Origin of the sequence: Pseudomonas sp. BS3767 (assembly GCF_900099665.1) — a bacterium.
In the GTDB taxonomy this organism is placed as follows: Bacteria; Pseudomonadota; Gammaproteobacteria; order Pseudomonadales; family Pseudomonadaceae; genus Aquipseudomonas; species Aquipseudomonas cerasi.
In genome coordinates, this window is the sequence record NZ_FNCX01000005.1 from 403,441 (window position 1) to 424,803 (window position 21,363).

The 21,363-nt window shown below is 58.5% G+C and carries 19 protein-coding genes; 2 read left to right on the forward strand and 17 right to left on the reverse strand.

Features of this window, described 5'->3' with window-relative positions; translation table 11 throughout:
• Positions 1 to 12: 12 nt before the first annotated feature.
• The 7 genes from lpdA to sdhC all read right to left on the reverse strand — a co-directional run bounded on the left by lpdA (position 13) and on the right by sdhC (position 9,207).
• On the reverse strand, positions 13 to 1,449 hold the full coding sequence (lpdA, locus tag BLR16_RS17375) for a dihydrolipoyl dehydrogenase (protein ID WP_003409846.1): 1,437 nt from the start codon (positions 1,447 to 1,449) through the stop codon (positions 13 to 15).
• A gap of 172 nt (positions 1,450 to 1,621) precedes the next feature.
• Positions 1,622 to 2,845, reverse strand: coding sequence for a 2-oxoglutarate dehydrogenase complex dihydrolipoyllysine-residue succinyltransferase (gene odhB, locus BLR16_RS17380; RefSeq protein WP_072364651.1), 1,224 nt, complete (start codon positions 2,843 to 2,845; stop codon positions 1,622 to 1,624).
• Between the two features lie 41 nt (positions 2,846 to 2,886).
• Positions 2,887 to 5,718 carry a 2-oxoglutarate dehydrogenase E1 component gene (locus BLR16_RS17385; RefSeq protein ID WP_003366703.1) on the reverse strand — a complete coding sequence of 944 codons (2,832 nt, stop codon included), beginning with the start codon at positions 5,716 to 5,718 and terminating at the stop codon, positions 2,887 to 2,889.
• Between the two features lie 259 nt (positions 5,719 to 5,977).
• Positions 5,978 to 6,682, reverse strand: coding sequence for a succinate dehydrogenase iron-sulfur subunit (locus BLR16_RS17390; protein WP_003343563.1), 705 nt, complete (start codon positions 6,680 to 6,682; stop codon positions 5,978 to 5,980).
• A gap of 12 nt (positions 6,683 to 6,694) precedes the next feature.
• Positions 6,695 to 8,467: a succinate dehydrogenase flavoprotein subunit gene (gene sdhA, locus BLR16_RS17395; RefSeq protein ID WP_003419913.1), complete on the reverse strand. Its 1,773-nt coding sequence runs from the start codon at positions 8,465 to 8,467 to the stop codon at positions 6,695 to 6,697.
• A gap of 3 nt (positions 8,468 to 8,470) precedes the next feature.
• Positions 8,471 to 8,839, reverse strand: coding sequence for a succinate dehydrogenase, hydrophobic membrane anchor protein (sdhD, locus tag BLR16_RS17400; protein ID WP_003316551.1), 369 nt, complete (start codon positions 8,837 to 8,839; stop codon positions 8,471 to 8,473).
• Positions 8,833 to 9,207 (reverse strand): succinate dehydrogenase, cytochrome b556 subunit, encoded by a 375-nt coding sequence (sdhC, locus tag BLR16_RS17405; protein ID WP_003423585.1) that lies wholly within the window; start codon positions 9,205 to 9,207, stop codon positions 8,833 to 8,835. Before sdhC ends, sdhD begins: the two co-directional genes overlap by 7 nt.
• Positions 9,208 to 9,568: 361 nt before the next feature.
• Here sdhC and gltA point away from each other — a divergent pair, with 361 nt between their 5' ends.
• Positions 9,569 to 10,858: a citrate synthase gene (gene gltA, locus BLR16_RS17410; protein WP_074808611.1), complete on the forward strand. Its 1,290-nt coding sequence runs from the start codon at positions 9,569 to 9,571 to the stop codon at positions 10,856 to 10,858.
• Between the two features lie 64 nt (positions 10,859 to 10,922).
• Here gltA and BLR16_RS17415 read toward each other — a convergent pair whose 3' ends face one another.
• The 9 genes from BLR16_RS17415 to BLR16_RS17455 all read right to left on the reverse strand — a co-directional run bounded on the left by BLR16_RS17415 (position 10,923) and on the right by BLR16_RS17455 (position 18,155).
• Entirely contained in the window at positions 10,923 to 11,534 is a 612-nt protein-coding gene (locus BLR16_RS17415) for an START domain-containing protein (protein ID WP_003366696.1), read from the reverse strand.
• Positions 11,535 to 11,590: 56 nt separating this feature from the next.
• Positions 11,591 to 11,848 carry a YkgJ family cysteine cluster protein gene (locus BLR16_RS17420; RefSeq protein ID WP_003366694.1) on the reverse strand — a complete coding sequence of 86 codons (258 nt, stop codon included), beginning with the start codon at positions 11,846 to 11,848 and terminating at the stop codon, positions 11,591 to 11,593.
• 94 nt (positions 11,849 to 11,942) lie between these two features.
• A complete protein-coding gene (locus tag BLR16_RS17425; RefSeq protein WP_092194442.1) occupies positions 11,943 to 12,584 on the reverse strand; it encodes a translation initiation factor 2 in 642 nt (213 codons plus the stop codon).
• A 114-nt stretch (positions 12,585 to 12,698) separates the two neighbouring features.
• Positions 12,699 to 14,138, reverse strand: coding sequence for an aminotransferase-like domain-containing protein (locus tag BLR16_RS17430; protein WP_058415980.1), 1,440 nt, complete (start codon positions 14,136 to 14,138; stop codon positions 12,699 to 12,701).
• A gap of 217 nt (positions 14,139 to 14,355) precedes the next feature.
• On the reverse strand, positions 14,356 to 15,171 hold the full coding sequence (locus tag BLR16_RS17435) for an OmpA family protein (RefSeq protein ID WP_058415979.1): 816 nt from the start codon (positions 15,169 to 15,171) through the stop codon (positions 14,356 to 14,358).
• Positions 15,168 to 15,521: a DUF4398 domain-containing protein gene (locus tag BLR16_RS17440; RefSeq protein WP_003345625.1), complete on the reverse strand. Its 354-nt coding sequence runs from the start codon at positions 15,519 to 15,521 to the stop codon at positions 15,168 to 15,170. Before BLR16_RS17440 ends, BLR16_RS17435 begins: the two co-directional genes overlap by 4 nt.
• Positions 15,522 to 15,531: 10 nt before the next feature.
• Positions 15,532 to 16,359, reverse strand: coding sequence for a substrate-binding periplasmic protein (locus tag BLR16_RS17445; RefSeq protein WP_054081898.1), 828 nt, complete (start codon positions 16,357 to 16,359; stop codon positions 15,532 to 15,534).
• A 116-nt stretch (positions 16,360 to 16,475) separates the two neighbouring features.
• Positions 16,476 to 17,405, reverse strand: a complete 930-nt coding sequence (locus BLR16_RS17450; RefSeq protein ID WP_003366683.1) for an electron transfer flavoprotein subunit alpha/FixB family protein — start codon at positions 17,403 to 17,405, stop codon at positions 16,476 to 16,478.
• A complete protein-coding gene (locus BLR16_RS17455) occupies positions 17,406 to 18,155 on the reverse strand; it encodes an electron transfer flavoprotein subunit beta/FixA family protein (RefSeq protein ID WP_003394537.1) in 750 nt (249 codons plus the stop codon).
• Between the two features lie 519 nt (positions 18,156 to 18,674).
• On the opposite strand from BLR16_RS17455, the gene BLR16_RS17460 reads away from it, so the two are divergent.
• The gene (locus BLR16_RS17460; RefSeq protein WP_003366679.1) at positions 18,675 to 20,330 is read left to right on the forward strand and encodes an electron transfer flavoprotein-ubiquinone oxidoreductase; all 1,656 of its coding nucleotides are present in this window, start codon (positions 18,675 to 18,677) and stop codon (positions 20,328 to 20,330) included.
• 51 nt (positions 20,331 to 20,381) lie between these two features.
• Here BLR16_RS17460 and BLR16_RS17465 read toward each other — a convergent pair whose 3' ends face one another.
• A complete protein-coding gene (locus tag BLR16_RS17465) occupies positions 20,382 to 21,287 on the reverse strand; it encodes an AraC family transcriptional regulator (protein WP_003433116.1) in 906 nt (301 codons plus the stop codon).
• Positions 21,288 to 21,363 lie beyond the last annotated feature (76 nt).

Consider the following 21,363-nt stretch of genomic DNA (forward strand, 5'->3'; position numbering starts at 1 on the left):
TCTCTTGTTGTCTTAGCGTTTCTTGCGATTCTGGATATGGATGGCGCCGCCATTCACAGCCAGTGCAGCTTCATGCAGCGCTTCGGACAGGGTCGGGTGCGAGAAGACCATCATGCCGATGTCCTCTGCGCTGCTGCCGAATTCCATCGCGATTGCGCCCTGCTGTACCAGTTCTGCAGCGCTCGGGCCAATAACGTGAACACCCAGTACGCGATCGGTCTTGGCGTCGGCAATGATCTTGACGAAACCGCCGGTGTCATTGGCTGCCATGGCACGGCCGCTGGCTGCGAACGGGAACGTACCGACATTGACTTCAACGCCCTCGGCCTTGAGCGTCTGCTCGGTCTTGCCGACCCAGGCGATTTCCGGGTGGGTATAGATAACCGACGGGATCAGGTTGTAGTTCATCTGGGCCTTGTGGCCCTTGATGCGCTCAACAACCATGATGCCCTCTTCCGAGGCCTTGTGCGCCAGCATCAGGCCGCGAACCACGTCACCAATGGCGTATACGCCCGGAACGCTGGTGGTGCAGTAGTCATCAACGTAGATGAAACCGCGCTCGTCCAGATCGACACCGCTGTCCGAAGCCAGCAGGTCAGTGGTAACCGGACGACGGCCCACGGCAACGATCAGACGGTCGAAGGTGATCGACTGTTCGCCGGCAGCGTCGGTGTAGCTGACCACAACCTGCTCGCCTTCGACCTTGGAACCGGTCACGCGAGCGCCCAGCTTGATGTCCAGGCCCTGCTTGTTGAAGGTTTTCAGCGCTTCCTTGGAAACCGCTTCGTCGGCTGCCGGGATGAACTTCTCCAGCGCTTCCAGAACGGTAACCTGGGCACCCAGGCGAGCCCAGACAGAACCCAGTTCCAGACCGATCACGCCAGCGCCGATCACGCCCAGACGCTGTGGAACCTGTTGGAATTCAAGAGCACCAGTCGAATCGACGATGACTTTCTGGTCAACAGGCGCTGGCGGAATGTCGATAGGACGCGAACCCGAAGCCAGGATCACATGATCCGCTTCAATGATTTCGACAGTGCCATCGGCTGCGGTCAGTTCAACCTTCTTGCCGGCCAGCAGTTTGCCGTGGCCCTGCAACGTGGTCACGCCGTTGGCTTTGAACAGGCTGGCAACGCCGCCGGTCAGGCCTTTGACGATGGTCGACTTGCGGCCGATCATCGCTGGAACGTCGATGTTCAGTTCAGAGGTCGAGATGCCATGCACGCTGAAGCCGTTCTTGGCTTCATAGAATTTCCAGGAGCTGTCGAGCAGTGCCTTGGAAGGAATGCAACCCACGTTCAGGCAGGTACCGCCGAGGGCCAGTTTGCCCTCCTTGTCCTGATACTTCTCGATGCAGGCAGTCTTGAGACCAAGTTGCGCAGCCTTGATGGCGGCAACATAACCGCCAGGGCCTGCGCCAATCACTACCACGTCGAATTTCTGGGACATAAAAAAGAATTCCTCTATAGCTGCGAGCTTTAACCTGCAAGCTGCAGGCAGGTCTGTGATGCTTTACAGACGAGCGTTGCAACCTGTTCATTAGATGTAATCTGCAAGACCCGGGCTGTGCGACAGACTGCGCTGTTGCGCAGCCTGTCGTGTGCAGCCCGGGGCTGCGTCATCAAATATCCAGCAGCAGACGAGCCGGATCTTCCAGCAGGTTCTTGATGGTCACGAGGAAGGTTACCGCTTCCTTGCCGTCGATCAAACGGTGATCATACGACAACGCCAGATACATCATCGGGCGAATCACAACCTGACCATTGACCGCCATCGGACGCTGCAGAATGTTGTGCATGCCCAGAATTGCAGCCTGTGGCGGGTTGACGATCGGCGTCGACATCATCGAACCGAAAGTACCACCATTGGTGATAGTGAACGTACCGCCGGTCATCTCGTCGATGGACAGTTTACCGTCACGGGCTTTCTTGCCGAAGGTGGCGATGCCGCCTTCGATTTCAGCCAGGCTCATGTGCTCTGCGTTACGCAGAACCGGTACGACCAGACCGCGATCGCTGGAAACCGCGACACCGACGTCAGCATAGCCGTGGTAAACGATATCGGAACCGTCGATCGACGCGTTGACGGCCGGGAAGCGCTTCAGCGCTTCAGTGGCAGCCTTGACGAAGAACGACATGAAGCCCAGGCGTACGCCATTGTGCGACTTCTCGAACAGGTCCTTGTACTTCGAGCGCAGTGCCATGACTTCGGTCATGTCGACTTCGTTGAAAGTGGTCAGCATCGCCATGTTCGACTGGGCTTCGACCAGACGCTTGGCAACGGTTGCACGCACGCGGGTCATCGGCACACGCTTCTCGGTGCGATCGCCAGCAGCGACCACAGGAGCCGCGGCGGCAGCAGGCTTGGCGGCAGGCGCGGCGGCCGGAGCGGATTTCTTCGCTTCAACTGCAGCAACCACGTCTTCCTTGGTGATACGGCCGTCTTTACCGGTGCCCTTGACGCTGGCCAGGTTGATGCCGTTTTCTTCAGCCAATTGACGCGCAGCAGGCGCAGCAATCGGGTCTTCTTCGCCAGCGCCAGCAGGTGCAGCGGGAGCCGCAGCAGGAGCCGAGGCAGGCGCGGCCGCTGGCGCAGCAGAAGCAGTAGCACCAGCGTCCAGCGTTGCAATCACTTCGTTGGACAGGACAGTGCTGCCCTCGCCTTTCACGATCGATACCAGCACGCCGTCGGCTTCGGCCAGTACTTCGAGAACGACCTTATCGGTCTCGATGTCGACCAGCAGCTCGTCACGTTTTACCGCATCGCCCGGCTGCTTGTGCCAGGTGGAAATGGTGCCGTCGGCAACGGATTCCGGGAAAGAGGGGGCTTTGATCTCGATAGCCATTATCTGTAATTCCTTAATTCGGTTTCTAATGCTCGAAGGCGTTAAACAGTGAAGGCATCTTGCAGCAGTTTTTCCTGCTGCTCGGCGTGCATCGAAGCGTAACCACATGCTGGAGCGGCAGAAGCATCACGACCGGCGTACTCGAGAACGAGTTCACGTTTGTGGTTGCCCATGCTGCGACGCAGATGGTGTTGGCTGCTGTACCAGGCACCCTGGTTCATCGGCTCTTCCTGACACCAGACCACATGCTGCAGGTTGGTATAAGGCGCGATGGTTTCCATCAAATCATCTTCAGGGAACGGATACAGCTGCTCGAGGCGAACGATGGCGATGTCTTCACGCCCTTCGGCACGGCGTTTTTCCAGGAGATCGTAGTAAACCTTGCCGCTGCACAGCACCAGACGCGTGACCTTGGCCGGATCGAGGGTATCGATTTCCGGAATGACGGTCTGGAACGAGCCTTCGGCCAAGTCTTCCAGAGTCGAAACAGCCAGCTTGTGACGCAACAGCGACTTCGGTGTCAGCACGATCAGCGGCTTGCGCAGCGGACGGATGACCTGACGACGCAACAAGTGATAGATCTGCGCCGGAGTCGTCGGTACGCACACCTGAATGTTGTGCTCGGCGCACAATTGCAGGTAACGCTCCAGACGGGCCGACGAGTGCTCTGGCCCCTGCCCTTCATAGCCATGAGGCAACAGCATGGTCAGACCGCACAGACGGCCCCACTTGTGCTCGCCGCTGGTGATGAACTGGTCGACAACCACCTGAGCGCCGTTGGCGAAGTCGCCGAACTGGGCTTCCCAGATAACCAGCGCATCAGGCTGGGTAGTCGAATAACCGTATTCGAATGCCAGTACGGCCTCTTCCGAAAGGAAGGAGTCGTACAGGTCGAAACGTGGCTGACCGGAGTACAGATTCTGCAGCGGGATATAGGTCCCGGCGTCTTTCTGGTTGTGCAGCACGGCGTGACGGTGCGAGAACGTACCGCGACCGATGTCCTGCCCCGTCATGCGGATCGGGTGACCTTCGAATGCCAGTGTGGCGTACGCCATGGTTTCGGCGTAACCCCAGTTGATCGGCAAGCCACCGGCCTGCATCTTCTGGCGGTCTTCGTAGATTTTCTGAACCTGACGCTGCACGACGAAGCCTTCCGGCAGCTCCATGAGCTTGGCGGACAGTTCCTGCAGGGTCTTGAGATCGAAGCGGGTGTCGTGACGCGCAGTCCAGGCATGGCCCAGGTATGGACGCCAGTCGACGAACAATTCCTTGTTCGGCTCCTTGACCAGACTTTTCACCACGTGCAGACCGTTGTCCAGCGCGCTGCGGTAGTCGTCGACCTTGGCCTGAACGCGGGCATCGTCGAGAACGCCGGTCTTGATCAGATGCTCGGCATACAGCTCGCGCGTGGTGCGCTGCTTGGTGATCTGCTGATACATCAAAGGCTGGGTGCCGCTCGGCTCGTCAGCTTCGTTGTGACCACGGCGACGGTAGCAGACCAGATCGATCACGATGTCGCGCTTGAACTGCATGCGGTAATCGATGGCCAGCTGGGTCACGAACATCACGGCTTCCGGATCATCACCATTCACATGGAGGATCGGCGCCTGGATCATCTTGGCAACGTCGGTGGCGTACTCGGTAGAACGCGAGTCCAGCGGGTTGCTGATGGTGAAGCCCACCTGGTTGTTGATGACGATGTGGATCGTACCGCCCGTCTTGAAGCCGCGAGTCTGCGACATCTGGAAGGTTTCCATGACCACGCCCTGGCCGGCAAAGGCCGCGTCGCCGTGGAGGGAAATCGGCAGAACCTTGTCGCCGTTCGGATCGTTGCGACGATCCTGACGCGCACGCACCGACCCCTCGACCACCGGAGACACGATCTCCAGGTGAGACGGGTTGAAGGCCATGGCGAGGTGAACCTCACCGCCTGCGGTCATGACGTTGGAAGAGAAGCCCTGGTGGTATTTGACGTCACCGGAACCCAGTTCCACTTTCTTCTTGCCTTCGAACTCGTCGAACAGGTCGCGAGGATTCTTGCCGAAGGTGTTCACCAGTACGTTGAGGCGGCCACGGTGGGCCATGCCGATCACGACTTCCTTGGTGCCATAGGACCCGGAACGCTGAATCAGCTCGTCCAGCATTGGAATCAGGCTTTCGCCGCCTTCCAGACCGAAACGCTTGGTGCCCGGGTATTTGGTACCCAGGTATTTCTCGAGGCCTTCAGCTGCGGTAACACGCTCGAGCAGGTGGCTCTGAATGTCAGCCGAGAACACCGGACGGCCACGAACACTCTCGAGACGCTGCATGAACCAGTTGCGCTGCTCGGAATCCACGATGTGAGTGAACTCGGAGCCGATGGTGCGACAATATGTCTGCTGCAACGCTTCATGAATTTCGCGTAGGCTCGCTTCCTCTTTGCCGATGAACAGGTCGCCGGCACGGAAGGTCGTATCAAGATCGGCATTGGTCAAGCCGTAATGATTGATGGACAGATCCGCAGGCGCAGGGCGCTGCCACAGGCCCAGCGGATCGAGTTGGGCAGCCTGGTGGCCACGCATCCGATATGCCTGGATCAGTCGCAGCACTTCAACCTGCTTCTTCTCGTGTTCGCTGCTCACACTGCCGGCGGACACCGGTTGAGCGCGGCGCTGGTTTTTGGCCAGCAACACGAAATGATCGCGAATGGTCGAGTGCGATACATCAGTGGCAGAGCTGCCGTCTGCTGGCAACTTCTGAAAGTAGGTGCGCCATTCTTCTGGCACAGCGTTAGGGTCGTGCAGGTAAAGCTCATAGAGCTCTTCCACATAGGCAGCGTTACCACCGGATAGGTGGGCACTGTTCCACATGCGCTGCATCACGCTTTCTTGCATGCTTGGTCACCCTCGGTAAGGGGACACCACCGGCGAAGACACCAGAGCAATCCTGAAATAGTCGTGTGCAGCGACTGTATCAAGTCACCAGGGATCACGCAGATAGTCCGGGTACCAGCCCGGATGCCCCTGCTGGTCTCATTTCTTCAAAATAAGAGCCGCAGCTTTGCGAGCTACTGCTCAGGTTAAAACTACGGCGCCGGTTGAAGCCTGCGCCGTAGCCACTTCAGTACAACGGTGTAACAGATAAAGCGATGAATCAGACGCCGTTCTGCAACAGCATGTTGCGTACGTGACCGATAGCCTTGGTTGGGTTAAGGCCCTTCGGACAGACGTTGACGCAGTTCATGATGCCGCGGCAGCGGAATACGCTGAACGGATCATCAAGCGAAGCCAGACGCTCACTGGTGCGGGTATCACGGCTGTCAGCCAGGAAACGGTAGGCTTGCAGCAGTGCAGCAGGACCCAGGAACTTGTCAGGGTTCCACCAGAAGGACGGGCAGGAAGTCGAGCAGCAAGCGCACAGGATGCACTCGTACAGACCATCGAGCTTTTCGCGCTCTTCCGGTGTTTGCAGACGTTCGATGGCCGGAGCCGGCGTGTCGTTCTGCAGGAACGGCTTCACCTTCTCGTACTGCTTGTAGAAGATGCTCATATCGACGACCAGGTCACGAATAACCGGCAAACCAGGCAGCGGACGTACGATCAGCTTGTTCTTGGCAACGACAGCCGACAGCGGCGTGATGCAGGCCAGGCCGTTCTTGCCGTTGATATTCATGCCGTCGGAACCGCAAACGCCTTCACGGCATGAGCGACGATAAGAGAACCCTTGATCCTGTTCTTTGACCAGGGCGAGCACGTCCAGCACCATCAGGTCCTTGCCACCGGTATCGACCTGAAACTCCTGCATGAACGGCGCGGCGTCCTGCTCAGGGTTGTAACGATAAACACTGACTTGCAACATATCGGCCACCCCTTAATAAGTCCGAATCTTGGGTTCAAAAGTCGGAACAGTCTTCGGCGAGAAGTTCACGGCACGCTTGGTCACGCGCTTGTCACCCGGGAAATACAGGGTGTGGCACAACCAGTTCTCGTCGTCGCGATCTTCGAAGTCTTCGCGAGCGTGAGCGCCGCGGGACTCTTTACGATGCTCCGCAGCAATCGCCGTGGCTTCGGCAACTTCCAGCAGGTTTTGCAGTTCAAGCGCTTCGATACGGGCGGTGTTGAACGCCTGGCTCTTGTCGTTGATCTTGACGTTGGCGATACGCACGCGCAGATCAGCCAGCTGGGCAATACCCTTCTGCATGTATTCGCCAGTACGGAATACACCGAAGTAGTTCTGCATGCAGCTCTGCAGTTCTTTACGCAGCGACGCAACGTCTTCACCAGTGGTGCGTTCGTTCAGGCCGGCAAGGCGCGCGAGGGCAGCATCGATGTCGGACTCGGAAGCGCGCGCATAATCGACGCCTTCACGCAGCGCCTGCTCGAGGTGGATACCCGCAGCGCGGCCGAACACCACCAGATCGAGCAGCGAGTTGCCGCCCAGACGGTTTGCGCCGTGAACCGATACGCAAGCCACTTCACCTACCGCGAACAGACCTGGAATGATCTGATCGACGCCCGCCGCATCCTGAGTGATCGCCTGACCATGAATGTTAGTGGCAACGCCGCCCATCATATAGTGGCAGGTTGGTACGACAGGGATCGGAGCGGTCGCAGGATCGACGTGAGCAAAGGTCTTGGACAGCTCCATGATCCCTGGCAGACGGCTGTGCAGCACTTCTTCGCCAAGGTGATCGAGCTTGAGCATCACGTGATCGCCATCGGGACCACAGCCATTACCGGCAATGATTTCCTTGACCATGGAACGTGCCACAACGTCACGACCGGCAAGGTCCTTGGCGTTCGGAGCATAACGCTCCATGAAACGCTCGCCGTGCTTGTTGATCAGGTAACCGCCTTCACCGCGGCAACCTTCGGTGACCAGTACACCTGCACCGGCAATACCGGTCGGGTGGAACTGCCACATTTCGATGTCCTGAACAGGTACACCGGCACGCAGCGCCATGCCGATACCGTCACCGGTATTGATCAGGGCATTGGTGGTCGACGAGTAGATACGGCCTGCACCGCCAGTCGCCAGCACGGTTGCATTGGCGCGGATGTACGAGGTTTCGCCTGTCTCGATGCAGATTGCGATGATGCCGACAAAGGCGCCGTCGTTGTTCTTTACCAGATCCACTGCATAGTATTCGTTGAGGAATACAGTGCCTGCCTTCAGGTTGGCCTGATACAGGGTGTGCAGCAGTGCGTGACCGGTACGGTCGGCGGCAGCGCAGGTACGGGCAGCCTGCCCGCCCTTGCCGAAGTCCTTGGACTGGCCACCGAACGGACGCTGGTAGATACGGCCCTGCTCGGTACGGGAGAACGGCAGGCCCATGTGCTCGAGCTCGAAGACCGCTTCCGGACCTACGGAACACATGTATTCGATAGCGTCCTGGTCACCGATGTAGTCGGAGCCCTTGACGGTATCGTACATGTGCCAGCGCCAGTCATCGTTCGGATCGGCGGAAGCGATTGCACAGGTGATGCCACCCTGGGCGGATACGGTGTGCGAGCGGGTCGGGAAAACCTTGGTGACCACGGCAGTCTTGTGACCGCCCTGGGCGAGCTGCAGCGCAGCGCGCATGCCGGCACCGCCACCACCAATGATGATGGCGTCGAAAGAAAGCGCATTAATGTTAGCCATGGATCAGATACCCCAAAGAATCTGCACGCCCCAGACGAAGTAGGCGAACATCAGAACGCCGCATACCGCCTGGAACAGGAAACGTACTGCAGTTGCGGACTTGCCCAGCGCCATCGGCGTCAGGTAGTCGGTCGCGATGGTCCACATGCCGACCCAGGCGTGGGCGCCAAGGGCAACGAGGGCCAGGAGACTGAAGATACGCATTCCGTTGTGAGCGAACAGACCATGCCATTGGGCGTAGCTCAGACCCGGGTGAAAGACCATGTAACCGATCAGGAAAATGAAATAAGCCGCGAGCACGACTGCGGAGACACGCTGAGCCATCCAGTCATAGAGGCCCGAACGCGACAGGTTGGTGACGTTGGTTACCATATCCATACTCCCGCCAGAAGAATCAGAATCACGGAAACCGCGATAACGATTTTGGAGCCCAGCTTTCCGCCTTCAAGCGTCTCGCCTACCCCCGAGTCCATGATGAGGTGACGAATACCGGCCACCAGGTGGTACAGCAGGGCAGACAGAAGTCCCCAGATGATCAGCTTGGCCAGCGGACTGGTCATATACGCCTTGACTTCACCAAATCCCTCTTCGGAGGCCAGCGACTTGTCCATTGCATACAGCATGATTGCAATACCGACAAAGAGGATGACACCGGAGATGCGGTGAAGGATGGACGTGTAAGCGGTGACTGGGAGCTTGATGGTCCTTAGGTCTAGATTTACAGGTCGTTGGCTATTCACGGCTTTTTTTCACACTGAAGAGCCCCTAACAATCAGGGCAAGTTGTTGGGAAGTGCACTGGTCAGGTACCCACCACCCAGGAAGTGACGACCCCCTTGAAACAGGCCAAAAGCCTCTGGCGGTCGGACGCCGAGTATAGACAGTTAGGTTACTAATGACAACGCGCAGACGTACCGCCAATAGCGGATTGCGTTGCCGAGACAAAAGGCGTAAATGGCAGTAAACCGTCTGAAAAATCCACGGCCGAGCCCTTGCGGAACACGACTTTAGGCAAATTGACTTTAGAATTTATCTCACTATAGTGATGCGGGCCCTGCGTGGGGGGCCTGTCTGATGATTTGAAGCATAAATAGGAGGCCACATGGCTGACAAAAAAGCGCAGTTGATCATCGAGGGCGCTGCCCCCGTCGAGCTGCCAATTCTGACCGGTACAGTGGGTCCGGACGTGATCGACGTACGCGGCCTGACCGCCACCGGCCGCTTCACATTTGACCCTGGTTTCATGTCCACGGCCTCTTGCGATTCGAAGATCACCTACATCGATGGTGATAATGGCATTCTGCTACACCGCGGCTACCCGATCGAACAACTGGCCGAGCAGTCCGACTACCTCGAGACCTGCTACCTGCTGCTCAACGGTGAACTGCCCACCGCCCAGCAGAAAGCCCAGTTCGTGGCCGTGGTCAAGAACCACACGATGGTTCACGAACAACTCAAGACCTTCTTCAACGGTTTCCGCCGTGACGCCCATCCGATGGCCGTCATGTGCGGCGTAGTCGGTGCCCTGTCGGCGTTCTACCACGACTCGCTGGACATCAATAACCCGCAGCACCGCGAGATTTCCGCAGTCCGTCTGGTCGCCAAGATGCCGACCCTGGCAGCGATGGTCTACAAGTACTCCATGGGTCAACCCATGATGTACCCGCGCAACGACCTCAGCTACGCGGAAAACTTCCTGCACATGATGTTCAACACCCCGTGCGAGATCAAACCGATCAGCCCGGTGCTGGCCAAGGCGATGGACAAGATCTTCATCCTCCACGCCGATCACGAGCAGAACGCTTCGACCTCCACCGTGCGCATGGCGGGCTCTTCGGGTGCCAACCCGTTCGCCTGTATCGCAGCCGGTATCGCAGCGCTCTGGGGCCCTGCCCACGGCGGCGCCAACGAAGCGGTACTGACCATGCTCGATGAAATCGGCGACGTGTCGAACATCGACACGTTCATTGCCAAGGCCAAGGACAAGAACGATCCGTTCAAGCTCATGGGCTTCGGTCACCGCGTGTACAAGAACCGTGACCCGCGCGCCACCGTAATGAAGCAGACCTGCGACGAAGTATTGAAAGAACTGGGCATCACCAACGATCCTCAACTCGAACTGGCCATGCGCCTCGAAGAGATCGCCCTGACCGACCCGTACTTCATCGAGCGCTCGCTGTACCCGAACGTCGACTTCTACTCGGGCATTATCCTCAAGGCCATCGGCATTCCGACCAGCATGTTCACCGTGATCTTCGCCCTGGCGCGGACTGTCGGCTGGATCTCGCACTGGAAGGAAATGCTCTCCAGCCCCTACAAGATCGGTCGCCCTCGCCAGCTGTACACCGGCAACGTGCAACGCGACATCGTCGCCCTGCAAGACCGCAAGTAAGCGCCACACGCAAAAAAAGGGCTGCCATTGGCAGCCCTTTTTTGTGCGCGCTATCCGATGCACATCATGGGGTTTGCGCAGCACGCTCCCTGAGGGCTTTCAAGGTGTTGAACGGCGCATCGACAACGAACTTGTTGGCCAGCATAGAAGGCACACTGCCACCCGGCTCGGTGTGAACCTGATAGGTCACTTCAGTCTGGTTCGGCCCTTTGGGCACCATTTTCCAGAAGCCCTTGACCTCGGTTACGCGCACATAGCCCTTTTCTTCGGGGATGTACGAAGGCTGCTCTTCAAGATTACGGGTAACACTCCCGTCAGGGCCTTCCTGAGTGGTGATCAACAGCACAGAATCGCGAGGCGTCACTGGCCAGGGAGTGTTGAACTGGCTGTAGGTCCAGGTCTTGTTGCCTTCGTGCTTGAGCACTTTCTGCAACTTGCACTCATGAATCCAGGCGCAGGCGCCCGTGACATCCTCCTGAAGCGCGCGCAACTTGCTCACGCTGGCATTGATCAGCGCAATGCCCTGATAAGCCTTGTAATCAGACCCGGGCACGTCGCTCAACGAAACCTTGATGCCCTCCTGATTCTTGACCTCTTTCCACTCTTCAGCCTGCGCCGTTCCGGCAAGCATTACAGTCAAACCACAAGCAACAGCCATGCGATACAGCGGACCCATTGTTTTATTCCTTGTTTTGAAGTTCCGAAGAAGCATTTGTGCTCGAAAACACTTTTTCAGGCCACCGCAGTGGCTTTTTCCCACCAACCGATCAGGCGAATGGCATCCGCCTGGTCGACACCGCAGACATCCTCTGCCGCCTTGAACTGACTGCATACGGCGGGCCGCTCAGCCCTGCCAAACAAGGCGCACAAAAACTCGACCGACAGGTGCAGACAACGCTCGCCTGCAGGCTTTCCGTCGGGCATACCGGGTATGGGAGACGTTATGGAAGGCGCTATGCAGCACGCTCCACAACCGGAACGGCAGTCCATGACCAGACACCCTTTTGTGAAAATTGAAAAAGAGGAAGGATATTAACCGTCAAAACGTCTGTTTGAAAACGCCGTATCGGACGACAGGCAGGGCTTACTGCTTGAATTTGAAGTCCAGCGCAGCGCCTTCCACGTCGCGACGGTTTTCGTTGCGCATCTGCAATTGCATTTCGTTGGTCAGCAATCGCCCTTCGAGCTCGAACGGACCAGGGTTCGCAGAGTCGCCCTTGTCGCTGAACATCTGCGGCAATATCGGCTTGCGCTTGCTGGTAATCACCTTGGCAGGCGGGTCGAGTTCCTTGACCAGTTCGGGAGGCAGGCTCAGATCCAGCTTGGGCGATTTGATTCGCACATCCTTGACGCTGGCCGTCTTGGCATCCTTGGCGTTCTTGCGCTTGCTCGCAGGCGCCTTGGCTGCCGCGACCTTGGAAGACGCTTTTTCGGACGCCGCCGATTTGGCGCTTTGGGGTGCTGCAGGTTCTGACTTTTCCTTTCCGACCACCACAGGCACGACTGGCACCCCCGGCATCAGCTTATGCATGGTGTCCGGCGCCTTGATTTGCCTGGCATCGGTGGCGGCTGCCTCCGCAGGTGCCTCAGTCTTCAGATGCACCTCGGGCGATACCGGCGCTGTGATGACCGCCTCGGTCTTGGGTTTGGGCACAGAGGTATCCGGAGCGTCACAACCACTCAGAAGTACGACGACAAGCAATCCGAGACAGCGAAAAACATTCATAGGCAAAAAGTCAGGCAAGACAGTGGCAAAAAGCCGGAAAGAAACACATGCTGTCCTTTTGAGGCCAACCTGACAAGACAAGAGTTCCGAAGAATTGACAAATATCTTTGCCAATCAATAAGCCTGGACAGCTTCCTGACATAACTGCTTGGCCAGAATCCCCAATGTCATCAATGCCCGCTCGGCTTCCTTGTTCCATTTCATGCCGCAATTCAAACGAATACAGTGGTTGAACTGCTCGGTATTACTGAAAATCAGCCCGGGTGCAATGCTGATGCCCTGCTCGAGCGCACGCACGTGCAATTCCTGGGTATTGACCCTGCCCGGCAGACTGACCCAGAGGATAAAGCCCCCTGCGGGACGGCTCATCTGCGTGCCTTCGGGAAAGAACTGCTGCACCGCCAGCTGATACGCACTGAGGTTCTTGCGGTATTCGAGCCGAATGAAGCGCAGGTGTCGATCATAGCCGCCGTTTTCGAGGTACGCGGCGACGGCCATTTGCGTGACACTGCACGCAGAGTGAGTACTGAAGGTCTGCAGGCGCTGAATTTCCGCCTGGTATTTGCCGGCTATCATCCAGCCGATGCGCACACCCGGTGACAAGGTCTTGGAGAAGCTTGAGCAGTAAATCACCCTCCCCAGCCGGTCGAAGGACTTGAGCGCCTTGGTCCGCCCTACTTCGAACATCAACTCGCCGTAGACGTCGTCTTCAACCACCTGGATATCGAAATCCGAGGTCAGCCGCAGCAGGTTTTTCTGCCGCTCCTCGGGCATGGTGCCGCCCAGTGGATTGCTCAGCCGTGAGGTCAGCACCAGGGCCTTGATGGACCATTGATTGGCCGCCAGTTGCAAGGCTTCAAGACTGATGCCGGTGGCCGGATCACTGGGAATTTCGATGACTTTCAAACCCAGCAGGTCGGCAAGTTGCAGCAACCCGTAATAAGCCGGTGATTCGGCGGCTATCAGATCGCCGGGCCGGGTCAGCACCCGCAGGGCCATCTGCAGCGCATCCACGCAGCCGTGAGTGATGACCACTTCTGACGGGTCGACCACTACACCGGCGTCGCGCATGCGGATCGCGACCTGCCTGCGCAAGGGTTCGAAGCCAGGGCTGAACATGTAACTGAAGGCCCGTGGGCTGTGAAAACGCGTGACCTTGGCCAGCTGCTGATGCAGCGCGCGCACCGGCAAGTAATCCACATGAGGCACGGCAGCCCCTAGGGCGAATACGCCTTCGCGGCGCGACTCTTCGAGCACTTGCTGGATAATGCTGCTGCGTGTGACCAGGCCGGGCCGCTCGACCCGCGCGATATCCGGGGTGGACGCTGTCAGCGCGGGCGTTTGATGGACGTAGTAGCCGGATTGAGGACGCGCCCGGATCAGCCCCTGGTCTTCAAGGTTCGCGTAAGCCTGCAATACAGTCGCATGGCTGACGTTGAGCTGCGAACTCATTTTGCGAACGGACGGCACACGCTCGCCGGGCTGATACACACCACGGCGGATGTCTTCGGCCAACTGCTGAGCGATACGCTGGTAGAGCAAGAGATTGGTCATGACACAGCCTCGAAAAGACCGGTGATTTATTATTTTTGAAAATACAGATGCGTAATAACCGGCACAGATCGGAAGTGTACGGGAACAGTTTGAAGACAGGCCAGCATTGATGGCTGCTGAGTGAAAATAAACGCGGGCAGAAACGCCATAATCAATGTGATTAAAGACAAAAAAGCCCGAGGCCGTTTCCGGCATCGGGCTTTTTATCGTCTATTTATCAGCGAGCTGCGCCCAGCTGACCTTTTTCATCCGAGAAAACGATCTCGACACGCCTGTTTTGCGCGCGGCCCCGCTCGGAGGTATTGGCATTCACAGGAAACTCCTGGCCATAGCCTTCGACCTGAATGCGTTTTTCGTCGATGCCCAGGTCCATCAGCACATCAGCGACTGCTTGCGCCCGGTCTTTCGAGAGCCTCAGGTTTTCCTGACGATCGCCCGTGCTGTCGGTATAGCCTTCGATGCGGACCACTCGGCGCGGATTGATCTGCAGAAACTGCACAACCTTGAGAATGGTACGGCTGGCCGAGTTTTTCAGCTCGGCATGTCCGGCGTCGAACAGCACATCGCCCAGGGTCATGACCAGCCCGCGGTCGGTTTCGGTGGTGGCCAGGCTGAGGATCTGATCCTCCAGCCAACGGCCCTGTTGCTGGGCGCTGGCCAACTTGGCTTCGCGCAGTGCCAACTGCATACGCTGACGTTCCATGTCCATTTTCGCCAGACGCTCCTGACTCAGCATCAGGTTGCTGTGCTCACGCGCGATCTCGCTGTAGCGGCTGCTGAGGTAGGCGTAGTGAGCGACATCGGCGCCACTCCCCAGGTAACTGGACAGACGCTCGGCGCGAGCCAGCGATTCACCCGCACGAATGACATCCTTGGGTGCACTGCGCAGCACATCGGTATCTTCCTTGACCTTCTGGAAGTCGGCACTGGCCTGCTGCAACGCCTGGCCGCTGTCCTGGTGACCGGCACAACCATAAAGGCCAGCCGCACCCAGCAACAGACACACACTCAGGACACGCGGAATACGCTTCATTGCGCCTCCCCCAGCTGCTTGCGCAAGCGATTGAGGCGGGTATTCAACTGATTGACCTGCTCCTGGCTCTTGAGGGTCAACACTCGCGCTTCAGCCAGGCGCGCATCAAGCTCGGCCTGCTCGGCTTTCATACGCGCGTCCTTGTAGGCATGGCTTGCCATGGAAGCGCGGGCTTCGGCAAACCCTGCCTGAGCGACTTCCATCTCGGGTTGATCATCACTCGCGCCGACCGCCTTGGCCTGCTCCAGCGCCTGCTCGGTCAGCTTGAATTGCTCGGTTGGTACCGGATCACTGGCGCAACCGGCCAGCGTGGCGATTGCCATGACGGCAATTGAAAAACGAATACTCACAAAAACATCCCTACTTGTTGGGTGCGCTGGCGCTGGCGGGTTGCAACAGTTGGGCTTTCCACAACTCCAGGTTGTGCCTGATGACATCGCCCGCAAGGCCAGAGGCGGCCGATTCTGTCATCTTTTTCGCCAGCTGTCCGCGCAACCATGGTTCATTGCAGGCCGAGTTGAACGATAAGGCCAGATAGAAACCCGGCGTATCGACCGGTAGAGGCTGTGCCGTCAGGTCTTTGGAAAGACCCAGCGTCTGCACCATGACCATACCGGCATAACGCCCGGCAAGTACGTAATCCACCTCACCCAATGCCAGCTTCTGAAAGGCAGGTGTGAGTGCGGGCAGGCGCTCCAGGGTCAGATTCTGCCTGGCCAGCACCTCGAAGGAAGGCGTCAGGCGGGTCTTTTCCGACATGGCGCCGGGATGGCCCTGCAGCTCGCTCACGGCATTGAACGGCACGCTGTGATCGTGACGCGTCCAGACCATGATCTCGTTCTGCACGATCGGCGGATGAATGTAATCCAGCGCTTCGAGTTGTGCGGCATTCAATGGCGCGTCAGCCAGCAGGTCCATGCGCCCGGTGCGCACCTCTTCGAGCGCCTGACTGCGCTTGCCGCCATACAGAAATTCGACCTTGATACCCAGCTCGCCTGCCGCCTGGGTGAGCAGATCGGCATTGGCCCCCATCAGGTGGCGCGGATCCTGGGGATCACGCCACAGATACGGCGGCGCGTCCGGGCTGCCGGTCACGATCAGACGCTCGCACTTGCCTGCGGCGGATGCCAGCGTCGGCAGCGTGATCAGCCCGAGGAGAAGCGAAGACAGCAGCCGGGAATGCACCATGAAAAGTCCTTTCGATACGCAATAAAAAACCCGCTTCACCCAGGCAGGCGCACCGTAAACCGCTGGTGCGCAAACCCCGAATGGAACGGGTTCTCTTTATAGTGGAAGCGCGTGGCTTAAACCAGCTTCTCCAGCTCGGGGATGGCTTCGAACAAGTCAGCCACCAGACCGTAATCGGCGACCTGGAAGATCGGCGCCTCTTCATCCTTGTTGATCGCAACGATCACCTTGGAATCCTTCATACCGGCCAGATGCTGAATGGCGCCGGAAATACCGACTGCGATGTACAGCTGAGGAGCAACGATCTTGCCGGTCTGACCGACCTGCATGTCGTTGGGTACGAAACCGGCATCGACCGCAGCTCGGGAAGCGCCCACTGCCGCACCGAGCTTGTCGGCCAGCGTGTACAGGTGCCTGAAGTTGTCGCCGTTCTGCATGCCGCGACCACCGGAAACGACGATCTTGGCCGCGGTCAGTTCCGGACGATCGGATTTGGCCAGTTCTTCACCGACGAAGCTGGACTTGCCGGCATCGTGAGCAGCCGACACCGCCTCGACAGCGGCCGAGCCACCCTCTGCAGCCACCGGGTCGAAGCCGGTGGCACGTACGGTAATGACCTTGACCGCAGCCGTCGACTGTACGGTGGCGATGGCATTACCGGCATAGATCGGACGAGTGAAGGTGTCAGCGGAAACCACCGAAACGATCTCGGAGATCTGATCGACATCCAACTGAGCAGCGACGCGCGGCAGGATGTTCTTGCCATTGGACGTTGCCGCAGCCAGAACATGGCTATGGCCTGCAGCCAGCTCCACGACCAGCGGTGCAATGTTTTCAGGGAGTTGGTGCGCGTAGGCTTCGTGGTCGGCCACCAGCACTTTCGTCACACCGGCAATTTTGGCGGCGGCGTCGGCAACGGCGCTCACGCCGGACCCGGCCACCAGCAAATGGATGTCACCGCCGATCTTCTGGGCAGCAGCAAGAGTGTTGAGCGTAGCCGGGGCTACGGTCGCGTTGTCGTGTTCAGCGATAACCAGGATCGTCATTTAGATTACCTTCGCTTCGTTTTTCAGTTTCTCGACCAGTTCGGCCACCGACTTGACCTTGATGCCGGCGCTGCGTGCAGCCGGCGCTTCAACCTTGAGGGTCTTGTTGGTCGAGGCCGTGGAAACGCCCAGCGCATCCGGGGTCAGCACTTCGAGCGGCTTTTTCTTGGCCTTCATGATGTTGGGCAGTGAAGCGTAGCGTGGCTCGTTCAGACGCAGGTCCGTGGTCACGATGGCTGGCAGGCTCAGGGAAACGGTCTGCAGGCCGCCGTCGATTTCGCGGGTCACGGCAACCTTGTCACCGGTCACTTCAACCTTGGATGCGAACGTACCCTGCGGGTAGCCGCTCAACGCAGCCAGCATCTGGCCGGTCTGGTTGTTATCACTGTCGATGGCCTGTTTGCCAAGGATCACCAGCTGTGGCTGCTCCTTGTCGACCACGGCCTTGAGCAGCTTGGCCACGGCCAGAGAAGTCAGCTCCTCGGCGGACTCGACCAGCACGGCGCGGTCGGCACCCAGCGCCAGGGCGGTACGCAGTTGCTCCTGAGCCGTGGTCGGACCGATGGTGACGACGACGATTTCGGTGGCTACACCCTTCTCTTTAAGGCGAACAGCCTCTTCAACGGCGATTTCGCAAAACGGGTTCATGGACATTTTGACGTTGGCAAGATCGACGCCGGAGTTGTCCGCCTTGACGCGAACCTTGACGTTGTAGTCGACCACTCGTTTGACAGCTACAAGAACCTTCATGGATTCCTCACTCTCCGGTGAAAAGAAGTCGCCCGGCGGCACCAGGCGATCGATATGTGTCCTCAACAAGCAATCGCAATGCGTGCAGGCCACCCGGACGACTTTAAAAAGCCATATAAAAGCCGGGAGTCACCCGTCAAGCAGCGGCTGGGTGTGTAAAATGCGCCGTGCGACGTTGACCTGTTGCCTGCAGCGCGTCTGCCTGATGCCTTTTGAGAGATTGCCCGCAATCCGGAAACCTCGTTTCAGCCTACGGCAAACGCAAAACCGCCCGTATATTGACCGCAACGCCTTTTCCGGTCAATACGCCAAATCGGCCAGTTCCGAGTCTGGTGTCTTTGATTTATCTGGCCTGCGGCCGATTCAAACAAACGTTTGTATTGGACCCGCGCAGTGGTGTAGATATAATGCGAACCATTAAAAGACGGGACGGTTCAATACCTCCATGCGTCGGCCTGCAGCGACCAAAAAAGCAGTGCCCATAAAAACACCGTGAGCCTTGAGAGTAGGAGATAGCCTGTGGAACGCGAATACATGGAATTCGACGTCGTTATCGTCGGAGCCGGCCCGTCCGGGCTTTCTGCCGCTTGCCGCCTTAAACAGAAGGCCGCTGAAGCTGGCCAGGAAATCAGCGTCTGCGTGGTGGAAAAAGGCTCCGAAGTCGGCGCGCACATCCTCTCCGGTGCGGTATTCGAGCCCCGCGCGCTGAATGAACTGTTCCCCAACTGGCAGGAACTGGGCGCTCCGCTCAACACGCCGGTCAAGCGCGACGACATCTATGTGCTGCGCGATGCTGAAAAAGCTCAGAAAATACCGGACTTTTTCGTCCCCAAGACCATGCACAACCATGGCAACTACATCATCTCGCTGGGCAACCTGTGCCGCTGGCTGGCTCAGCAGGCTGAAAACCTCGGTGTCGAAATCTATCCTGGCTTTGCCGCTCAGGAAGCGCTGTTCGACGAAAACGGTGTAGTGCGCGGCATCGTCACCGGGGATCTGGGTGTCGACCGCGAAGGCAATCCGAAGGAAGGCCTGTACACCCCCGGCATGGAACTGCGCGCCAAGTACACGCTGTTCGCCGAAGGCTGCCGTGGTCACATCGGCAAGCAGCTGCTCAAGCGCTTCAACCTCGACGACGAAGCCGACGTGCAGCATTACGCTATCGGCCTCAAGGAAATCTGGGAAGTCGACCCGGCCAAACATGAACAAGGGCTGGTGGTGCACACCGCAGGCTGGCCGCTGGACGATGCCAATCCGGGCGGCTCGTTCCTGTACCACCTGGAGAACAATCAGGTAGTGGTCGGCCTGATCGTCGACCTGTCCTACAGCAACCCGTACCTGTCGCCGTTCGACGAGTTCCAGCGCTACAAGCACCACCCGGTCGTCAAGCAATACCTGGAAGGCGGCAAGCGCATCAGCTACGGCGCCCGCGCGATTGCCAAGGGTGGCTTGAACTCCCTGCCGAAAATGGTCTTCCCCGGCGGCGCGCTGATCGGCTGCGATCTGGGCACGCTGAACTTCGCCAAGATCAAGGGCAGCCATACGGCCATGAAGTCGGGCATGCTGGCCGCCGATTCGGTGGCCGACGCGCTGCTGGCCGGTAAGGAAGGTGGCGACGTGCTGACTTCCTACGTGGATGCCTTCAAGGCCAGCTGGCTGCATGAAGAACTGTTCGCCAGCCGCAACTTTGGCGTGGCGATCCATAAATATGGCGCGATCAAGGGTGGCGCATTCAACTTCATCGATCAGAACATTTTCGGCGGCAAGCTGCCGTTCACGCTGCACGACACCAAGCCGGATTACGCCTGCCTCAAGCTGGCAGCCGACTCGAAGAAGATCGATTACCCGAAACCCGACGGCAAGCTCAGCTTCGACAAGCTCAGTTCGGTGTTCCTCTCCAGCACCAATCATGAAGAGGAACAACCCTGCCACCTGAAGCTGACCGATCCGAGCATCCCGATCAGCAAGAACCTGCCGCTGTACGACGAGCCGGCTCAGCGTTACTGCCCGGCTGGCGTGTATGAAGTCATCACCAAGGAAGACGGCGAGAAGCGCTTCCAGATCAACGCGCAGAACTGCGTGCACTGCAAGACCTGCGACATCAAGGACCCGTCGCAGAACATCACCTGGGTAGCACCGGAAGGCGCTGGCGGACCTACTTACCCGAATATGTAATGAGCCGCAGCAAGCCTCAATAGAGAAAGCCCCTTTCGGGGCTTTTTTTATTCAGGCAGGGACACGCAGATTGCTGCTCTCCTCCCCCGGGCTGCGCTCGAAGTAGCGCTTGTATTCACGACTGAACTGCGACGCGCTTTGATAGCCGACCTTGAGCGCGACCTGCGCCACCCCCAGGCCCTCGGCCACCAGCAATTGCTGAGCCTTGAGCAGGCGCAGACGCTTGAGGTATTGCACCGGCGACAACAGCGTGCTGCGCTTGAAATGCTCATGAAAGGTCGACGTGCTCATGTTCGCGCAACTGGCCAGCGTGTCGACGTTCAGTGCGTGATCATAATGCTCATGCAGGTAGGTCACCGCAGAAGCAATTCGTGCGAACTGCCCCTGCTGCTCGACCAGCGCACGCAAAACCCCTGACTGCGGTCCGCGCAGCGCGCTATACAGCACCTCGCGAATCCGTGCCTGGCCCATGGCCTGACACTCCAGCGGATCATGCAGACAACGCAGCAGACGCTCGACACTGTCGCGCATGCTGTTGTCGATGCGCACCGAGGTCATCGATTCCGGCGTCTGCACCTGACTCTCCTGGCCGGTGACCGGGCCCATCGCCTGCACCAGCTCACCGAGCAATACCCGGTCGATGGCCACTGAAACGCCGTAAAGCGGCTTTTCCGGAGTAGCGAAGGTTTCACACTTGAACGGCACAGAGAGCGCCTGAATCAGGTAGTGCCCGGTGCCGTATTCGAATGTGCGCGGCCCCAGGCACGCGACCTTGCTGCCCTGTACCACGATCATCAGGCTTGGCTCGTAGATCTGCGGGCTGCTGGCGACATAACCAAACGCCGAAAGCACACGTACCTCCGGCAACGGCGTCGCGACAAACCCCGGGCGCACCGCCAGCGGCTGGATCAGGGACACAAGGGTGGCATTGCCATCCAGCACAACAGGTAAGTTCATGAGCACCGCCTGACAGAGAAACAGACAGTCATATCATCGCAGATTTGCGCCTCAGCGCCGACCCCGAACTATCAGA

Excerpts from the sequence above, each read along its gene's own strand:
- BLR16_RS17430 (WP_058415980.1), bottom strand. The coding sequence starts at position 14,138 with ATGACCAATCTCTTGCTCTACCAGCGTATCGCTCAGCAGTTGGCCGAA.
- BLR16_RS17385 (WP_003366703.1), bottom strand. The coding sequence starts at position 5,718 with ATGCAAGAAAGCGTGATGCAGCGCATGTGGAACAGTGCCCACCTATCC.
- gltA (WP_074808611.1), top strand. The coding sequence starts at position 9,569 with ATGGCTGACAAAAAAGCGCAGTTGATCATCGAGGGCGCTGCCCCCGTC.
- BLR16_RS17420 (WP_003366694.1), bottom strand. The coding sequence starts at position 11,848 with ATGGACTGCCGTTCCGGTTGTGGAGCGTGCTGCATAGCGCCTTCCATA.
- BLR16_RS17445 (WP_054081898.1), bottom strand. The coding sequence starts at position 16,359 with ATGGTGCATTCCCGGCTGCTGTCTTCGCTTCTCCTCGGGCTGATCACG.
- sdhA (WP_003419913.1), bottom strand. The coding sequence starts at position 8,467 with ATGGCTAACATTAATGCGCTTTCTTTCGACGCCATCATCATTGGTGGT.
- sdhD (WP_003316551.1), bottom strand. The coding sequence starts at position 8,839 with ATGGTAACCAACGTCACCAACCTGTCGCGTTCGGGCCTCTATGACTGG.
- BLR16_RS17455 (WP_003394537.1), bottom strand. The coding sequence starts at position 18,155 with ATGAAGGTTCTTGTAGCTGTCAAACGAGTGGTCGACTACAACGTCAAG.
- BLR16_RS17415 (WP_003366696.1), bottom strand. The coding sequence starts at position 11,534 with ATGGGTCCGCTGTATCGCATGGCTGTTGCTTGTGGTTTGACTGTAATG.
- BLR16_RS17465 (WP_003433116.1), bottom strand. The coding sequence starts at position 21,287 with ATGAACTTACCTGTTGTGCTGGATGGCAATGCCACCCTTGTGTCCCTG.
- BLR16_RS17435 (WP_058415979.1), bottom strand. The coding sequence starts at position 15,171 with ATGAAGCGTATTCCGCGTGTCCTGAGTGTGTGTCTGTTGCTGGGTGCG.
- BLR16_RS17450 (WP_003366683.1), bottom strand. The coding sequence starts at position 17,405 with ATGACGATCCTGGTTATCGCTGAACACGACAACGCGACCGTAGCCCCG.
- BLR16_RS17390 (WP_003343563.1), bottom strand. The coding sequence starts at position 6,682 with ATGTTGCAAGTCAGTGTTTATCGTTACAACCCTGAGCAGGACGCCGCG.
- odhB (WP_072364651.1), bottom strand. The coding sequence starts at position 2,845 with ATGGCTATCGAGATCAAAGCCCCCTCTTTCCCGGAATCCGTTGCCGAC.
- BLR16_RS17425 (WP_092194442.1), bottom strand. The coding sequence starts at position 12,584 with ATGAATGTTTTTCGCTGTCTCGGATTGCTTGTCGTCGTACTTCTGAGT.
- lpdA (WP_003409846.1), bottom strand. The coding sequence starts at position 1,449 with ATGTCCCAGAAATTCGACGTGGTAGTGATTGGCGCAGGCCCTGGCGGT.